This is a genomic window from Mesorhizobium sp. M7A.F.Ca.US.006.04.2.1, assembly GCF_004022915.1.
Classification (GTDB): Bacteria; Pseudomonadota; Alphaproteobacteria; order Rhizobiales; family Rhizobiaceae; genus Mesorhizobium; species Mesorhizobium ciceri.
Genome location: NZ_RZQA01000294.1, coordinates 1 through 6,807, shown reverse-complemented (window position 1 = coordinate 6,807; position 6,807 = coordinate 1). Strand labels below are relative to the sequence as shown.

Here is a 6,807-nt window from a genome sequence, read left to right as displayed (position 1 = left end):
GGCCATGGCCGAAGCGCCGATCAAAGTCACCAGCGTTTTGAGACGTCGGTGATGATCGCAGTGGTCATCGTGCTGATCATCCTGGTCTGCGGCATCCAATGGGTGGGGGATCGGTTGGCGGCGAGGCTGGATAGACGGGGGTGATTGTTAGGCCGACGAACTAGGCGATGATGTCTTCTATCAGTGCTTGCAATGACGCTTCTGAACCGCTGAAACTGTCGATCATGGCTTGAATGACGCGATCCCGTTCAAGGATGTCGTCATTGAATATCAGGCCCGCGTGCTCGGCGAGCATCGCAAGGAAGGTGAGCTGGGTTCGGCCGTTGCCTTCGCGAAACGGATGCACGGCGTTGATCTCCGCGACGATGTGCGCCAGATGCTTCGCAAAGCTGGTGCCGTCGAGATGAGCTAAGCGGTCGGGATTGCCGAGTTCGCGAAAGACCCGCGCCATCTCGGTGGCGATGTGTTCGGGATAGCGGAACCAATTGCCGGCCTTGCCGATGCGGATGGTGCGCGGCTGACCGGCCCAGCCACACATCCTGGAACAGGTGCCGGTGCAGGCCGAGATAGTGACGGTAGTCGAGTTCGCCTGCCGGCAATGGCTCGTCAGCGCGAGTCAGGAACAGCGCGAGCTCGACTTCATCAAGCTCAGCCTGGTCGCGGATGTCCAACAGGTTAATGAGCACCGTCGTGCCGGGGTAGCACAGCGGATCGAACTCAGCGGCGTAGACCAACGTCTATTTCTTCTTGCGGATTTCTTCCTTGATGAGCGAACGCCGCTCATCACCGGACAGTCCGTGTCGTACGCCTAGGGCGAGTAATTTCGCCATGCGAGGCGATAAGGTCATGCCTTCCACGGCGCTGATTTTCTCGCCGCGCTCGCTGGTCAGCACGAACTGGCCGGTCTTGGCTGAACGACTGGCTCTTGAGCTAGGAGACTTCATTTCGAGACAATATCATAACCATTGAGGAGAGACCAAAATGATTTCCAGGGTAAGCCCAGTTAGCCGCGCAACCTCCCCCCCTCGGGATCGAAGAACGGTATCGGCGCCACGACCGCGCGGGTCGGCCTGCCGTCGATGTCGATGCTGAGTTCGGTGCCAATCGCGGTGAAAGGCAGCCGCAGGTGCGCCGTGGCCAGCACCTTGCCCAGGGAATAGCCGTGATCGCTGTAGGTGACGATGCCAGCGTCCTCGCCATCGGCCAGGACCCTGGCATCGGTGGCGGCCGGCGTGTCGCCGTCGAGGATCAGGCCGACCCATTGCTCGTCGAGGCCCTTGTCGCGAACCTTGAGCAACGCTTGCCGGCCGACGAAATCGCCCTTGTCGAACTTGATCCAGCGGTCGAGCCCGACATGGAACGGGGTGCGGCTCTCATCCATGTCGATGCCGTGCGCCGGATAGGCCTTTTCCAGGCCCAGCGTGAACATTGCCAGCACGCCATAGGGTTTCAGGCCAAAGTCCCGGCCGGTCCGCATCAGCGCATCCCAGACCGAAGCGGCCTCGTCGGCCGGCACGAACAATTCGAAGCCGAGCTCGCCGGTGACCCCGGTGCGCGAGATCAGCACCCGCGTGCCGTTGATGTGGCCTGACGTGAACGACCAGCGCTTCAGTCCATCTAGATCGGCATCCGCAATCAACGCTTTCAGCAGTTCGCGCGAGCGCGGGCCCTGGATGGTCGGGAAGGCGATGGCTGCGGTTATGTCGGTGACATAGGCTTTGCGACCCTGCGCGTGATGCAACAGCCAGGGCAGCATCTTCAGGCGGTTGACCGAGCCGGTTACCAGCATGAAGTGCTCCGGACCCAACCGAAACACGGTGAGGTCGTCCATGATGCCGCCATCCTCGCGGCAGACGGTGGAATAGCGGACCTGGCCCGGTTTCATGGCCGCGGCATCATTGACGATGACGTGGTTGACCAGCGCCTCGGCGTCCGGCCCCTTGATGTCCATCTTGCCCATGGTGCTGAGATCCTGCACGCCGACATTTTTGCGGGTGTTCAGGTGCTCGTCGGCAATGCCGGAATAAGTTTTGGCCGAGATGAAATCGCCCCCGACACGACCCATGGTCGCGCCCAGCCCGACGATGCTGCTGTAGAAAGGGGAACGCCGCTCAGCCAAGGAAGTCTCCATCATTCAAGAAAAACGGCAGCGCCAGCCGGCGCTGCCGGAAGGCATCTGTTGTCGTTCTCAGCTGCCGTAGACGTCGAAGGAAAAGTACTTGTCGTTGATTTCCTTGTACTTGCCATTGGCGCGCAGCGCGTCGATGGCCGCATTGAGCTTGTCGGCCAGTTCCTTGTTGCCCTTTTGCAGGGCGATGCCGACGCCGGGGCCGTGTATGGCCGGATCGGCGGTCAGCGTGCCGAGCAGCTTGCAGCAGGCGCCGTCTGGCTTCTTCAGCCACTCGGTCAAGATGATCGAGCCGTCCATCATCGCGTCGAGGCGGCCATTGGCCATGTCGGTGCGGGCATCGTCGCCCGTCGGATAGGCCTTGACCGTCGAGCCTTCATATTTCTGGTCGGCGAATTTCTGGTGGATGGTCGCGGTCTGCACCCCGAGCGCCTTGCCTTTCAGGTCGTCCGGCGAGGTGCCTGATATGGTCGAATCCTTGGGCACGGCGATGGCCGGCGGCGTCTGGTAGTATTTGTGGGTGAACTCGACCTTCTCGGCTCGCTCCGGCGTGATAGTGATGTTGATGATGGCGTCGAACTTGCCGGCCTGCAGCGCCGGTATGGAACCATCGAAATCCTGCACGCTGAACTCACATTCGGACTTCATCTCGGCGCACAGCGCCTTCCCCAAGTCGATGTCGAAGCCGCCCAGCGTGCCGTCGGCGCTGGCGTAGTTGAAGGGCGGATAAGCGCCTTCGGTGCCGATCCTGAGTTTTTTGTCCTGGGCGGAGGCGGCACCCGTGGCAAGGGTGAGGGCGACGGAAGCGGCAAGCACGAAACGACCGAAAAGACGCATGTTCGAGATCCCCGTTGAAAGCGGGAAGTCTACGGTCTTCCAGGCGCGCGGCGGAGACGGAAACGACATGCGCTGCGGCGATCACGGCGCGGCGAGCAGACCAGGCGAGCGATCGGTGATGTGTTAGCCGACGCGCTGCTTGTCGGTGGCCATCTGGTCGATGGCCAACTCCCCGGCCGAGAGGACAACGCCAAACTTTTCGGTGGCTTCCTCTGATGTGTAGTACCCCAGCGCCACGTCGCGCAGCACAAGATCGGCATCGCGCTGCAGCGGATCGCCATAGCCGCCGCCGCCCGGCGTGCCGACGCGCACGCGGTCGCCGGCCTTGAGCGCAATGTCCTGTTCTTTGGACAAATGCGGCGGCACGTGTTCCTCGCCGTTGCGGAAGACGGTCACCGTGTTGACGGCGCCGTCCTTGCCGCCAAGCGCGCCCTGCGGGCCGAACCGGCCATGGTCCATGACGAAGGAAGCGCGGGCGTCGCCGCGCAGGATTTCCACCTCATAGGCGAGGCCGAAACCGCCGCGATGCTTGCCGGCGCCGCCGGAGCCTTCACGCAAGGCGTAGTGGCGGTAGAGCACCGGGAATGCCTGTTCCATGATCTCGACCGGCGGCGACTTGGAGATGCCGATGGTCGAGCAGCCATTGGTCAGGCCGTCATGGCCTGAATTGCCGCCATAACCGCCGCCGGAGATCTGGTACATGACGTAGTCGCGGCCGCGTGCCGGGTCGTTGCCGCCGAGTGCGAAATTGCCGCTGGAACCGGCGGGTGCGGCGGTCACCTTGTCCGGCAGCGCCTGCACCATCGCCGCGAACACCGCCTCGGCGATGCGCTGCGACACCTCGGCGGCGCAGCCCGAGACGGGCCGCGGATATTTGGCGTCGAGGAACGTGCCTTCCGGCCGCTTGACGATCAGGGGTTCAAACGCGCCGGCGCTGATCGGCACATCCGGGAAAATGTGGCGCATGGCGAGATAGACCGAGGATAGGGTCGTCGCCAGCACGCTGTTCATCGGCCCGGCGCAGGGCTTTGACGAGCCGGTGAAATCGAAGGTCAGCGTGTCGCCCTGTTTTTCGACGCCGAGCGCGATGATCAGCGGCTCGTTGACCACCCCATCGGAATCGACAAACGCCTTGGAATGGTAGGTGCCGTCGGGAATGGCTGAGATGTTGGCGCGCATCTGTTCGGCGGCACGGCGGCGCAGTTCGGCGATCGCCGCGACAACAGTTTCGTCACCGTAACGATCCAGGATTCCATTCAGCCGATCCTGGCCGATCAGCAGTGCGGCGGCCTGGGCCCTGATATCGCCGATGCGCTGGTCGGCGACGCGGATGTTGGAGCAGATGATGGCGTAGATTTCCGGATCGAGCACGCCCTTCTTGAACAGTTTTACGGGCGGCAGTCGCAGGCCTTCCTGCTCCACGGCAGTCGCCGAGGCTGAAAATCCGCCCGGCACCGAGCCGCCAATGTCGGGCCAATGGCCGGTGTTGGATAGCCAGCAGAAAATCTTGCCGTCCCGGTAGACCGGCATGGCGAAGCGCACATCCATCAGATGGGTGCCGCCGAGATAGGGGTCGTTGACGACGTAGATGTCGCCTGGTTCCGGCGGCAGGCAACGGCCGTCGGCGATCATCTCGATCACCGTCCTGGTCGAATACTGCATGACACCGACGAACACCGGCAGGCCCTGGCTGCCTTGCGCGATCAGCGAACCGTCGACAGCCGAATAGATTCCGTCGGAACGGTCATTGGCCTCGGCGATGACCGGCGAGAAAGCGGCGCGAGAGAACGTAAGGTCCATCTCGTCGCAGACCTGCTGCAGGGCCGCCTGGAGGACCGAAAGGGTGATGGCGTCGAGCTTTGCCATATCAGGCCTCGCCAATGTCGATGATGATGTTGCCGTCAGCGTCGCTGCGTGCGCGGTCGCCGGGTTCGAGCACGGTGGTGGCATCCATCTGTTCGAGGATCGCCGGGCCTTCGATGATAGCATCGAGCGGCAGCTTTTCACGCGCATATACGGGCGTGTCGTGCCAACGGCCGGCATACCAGACCGGCCGGATTTCGCGCCGCGCCTCGTCCAGCGTTGCTGCGCGCCCCGCCGGATCGATCAGGCGCGACAGATCGATCGCCAGACGCACGCCGGTGACCGATGTATTGAGATTGACGAGATTGGCTCGGATTTCCGGCAGCTCGACCTTGAAGCGGGCGAAATAGGCCTTTTCGAAAAGCTGCTGCAGCGTTGCCCGGGTCACCGAGGAGGACGGCAGCGCCACGTTGATGATGTGGGTCTGGCCGACGAACTGCATGTCGGCGGAGTGGGTGACGCGGATCGTCTCCGGCTTTACCGCTTCCTTGCCGATCAGTTCCTCGCCTTCGTTTCGGTGCCGTTCCAATACCGCGTGAAGATGCGTTTCGTCGAGCACCGACACCGGCTGGTTGATGGTGTTGACGAAGTCGTGGCGCAGGTCGGCAACGACGCAGCCGAGCGCGTTGGTGATGCCTGGACGCGCCGGCACCAACACCTTGGGCAGGCCGAGTTCGCGCGCCAGGGCAGTCGCATGCAGCGGCCCGGCGCCGCCGAAGGCGAACAGCGCGAAATCGCGGGGGTCATGACCGCGTGACACCGAGACCATGCGGATGGCGCCGGCCATCTTCATGTTGCCGAGCCGCAGCACCGCGCCCGCCGCCTCGACGCCGGAAAGGCCGGTCGGCTTGCCGATTTTCTCCTCGAAGATGCCGGTGACGCGCTCTGATGTGACCGGGTTTTCGACTGCCAGCAGCTTCTTCGGCGCCAGCCGGCCGAGCACCAGATTGGCGTCGGTGATGGTCGGCTCGAGGCCGCCGCGCCCGTAGCAGATCGGGCCGGGATTGGCGCCCGCACTTTCCGGGCCGATCTGGATCAGGCCGGCCGCGTCGACGCGGGCGATCGAGCCGCCGCCGGCGCCGACCGTGTGCACCGCCACCATCGGCACATGGATCGGCATGGCATATTCGATCTCGATCTCGTTCGAGACGGCCGGCTCGGCATTGCGGATCAGCGCCACGTCGGTCGAAGTGCCGCCCATGTCGTAGGTGACGAGGTTTTCGAAGCCGGCACGTTTTCCGGTGTAGGCGGCGGCGATGACACCCGAGGCCGGACCGGACATGACAGTCTTGGCCGATTCACGTGTGACGAAGCGGGCCGAGATCATGCCGCCATTGCCGTTCATGATCAGGAAGTCGCGGGCATAGCCTTTTGCAGCCAGTTCCTTGCGCAGCCGCTCGACATAGCGCTCGAGGATCGGCTGCACCGAGGCGTTGACCGAAGCGGTGACGCCGCGCTCGAACTCGCGCGCCTCCGACAGCAGCGCATGGCCTGCCGTGATGTAGCCGTTCGGCCAGAGCTCGGCGGCAATTTCGGTGGCGCGCCGCTCGTGCGCCGGATTGGCGTAGGAATGCAGGAAATGGATGACGAGGGATTCGCAACCGGCCGCGATCAGCGTCTGCACCGCCTCGCGCATTTCGGCCTCGTCGAGCGGTGTGCGTATCGCACCCGACGCTTCGACGCGCTCCGACACTTCGAGCCTGAGATTGCGCGGGATGATCGGCACGAAGCTGCCGGTCATGCCATAGGCCTGCGGCCGCGTGCGCCGGCCAAGCTCGATCACGTCGCGAAAACCGCGCGTGGTGATCATGCCGGTTTTCGCCAGCCGGCGTTCGAGCACCGCATTGGTGGTGGTGGTCGTGCCATGCACGATGAGGTCGATGCCGTCGATCGGAAATCCGGTGGCGCCGAGCGCCGAAACGACACCGAAGGCCTGGTTGTCGACCGTGGTCGGCGTCTTGGCCAGATACACCCTGCCG

6 protein-coding genes are annotated in these 6,807 nt (G+C 63.6%); 1 reads left to right on the top strand and 5 read right to left on the bottom strand.

Features of this window, described 5'->3' with window-relative positions:
• Positions 1-160 precede the first annotated feature (160 nt).
• Positions 161-538 (bottom strand): Fic family protein, encoded by a 378-nt coding sequence (locus EN925_RS17055; RefSeq protein WP_348629883.1) that lies wholly within the window; start codon positions 536-538, stop codon positions 161-163.
• 10 nt (positions 539-548) lie between these two features.
• Between EN925_RS17055 and EN925_RS41650 the strand changes: the two genes are divergently transcribed.
• On the top strand, positions 549-812 hold the full coding sequence (locus tag EN925_RS41650) for a hypothetical protein (protein ID WP_335919021.1): 264 nt from the start codon (positions 549-551) through the stop codon (positions 810-812).
• A gap of 191 nt (positions 813-1,003) precedes the next feature.
• Here the strand turns inward: EN925_RS41650 and EN925_RS17045 are convergent, their stop codons facing one another.
• The 4 genes from EN925_RS17045 to EN925_RS17030 all read right to left on the bottom strand — a co-directional run.
• A complete protein-coding gene (locus EN925_RS17045; RefSeq protein ID WP_127369581.1) occupies positions 1,004-2,134 on the bottom strand; it encodes an aminomethyltransferase family protein in 1,131 nt (376 codons plus the stop codon).
• A gap of 54 nt (positions 2,135-2,188) precedes the next feature.
• On the bottom strand, positions 2,189-2,965 hold the full coding sequence (locus EN925_RS17040) for an ABC transporter substrate-binding protein (RefSeq protein WP_127369582.1): 777 nt from the start codon (positions 2,963-2,965) through the stop codon (positions 2,189-2,191).
• A gap of 123 nt (positions 2,966-3,088) precedes the next feature.
• On the bottom strand, positions 3,089-4,831 hold the full coding sequence (locus EN925_RS17035; RefSeq protein WP_127384717.1) for a hydantoinase B/oxoprolinase family protein: 1,743 nt from the start codon (positions 4,829-4,831) through the stop codon (positions 3,089-3,091).
• Position 4,832: 1 nt separating this feature from the next.
• Positions 4,833-6,807 (bottom strand): hydantoinase/oxoprolinase family protein (locus EN925_RS17030; protein WP_164894246.1); only part of this gene is annotated, 1,975 nt, incomplete at its 5' end.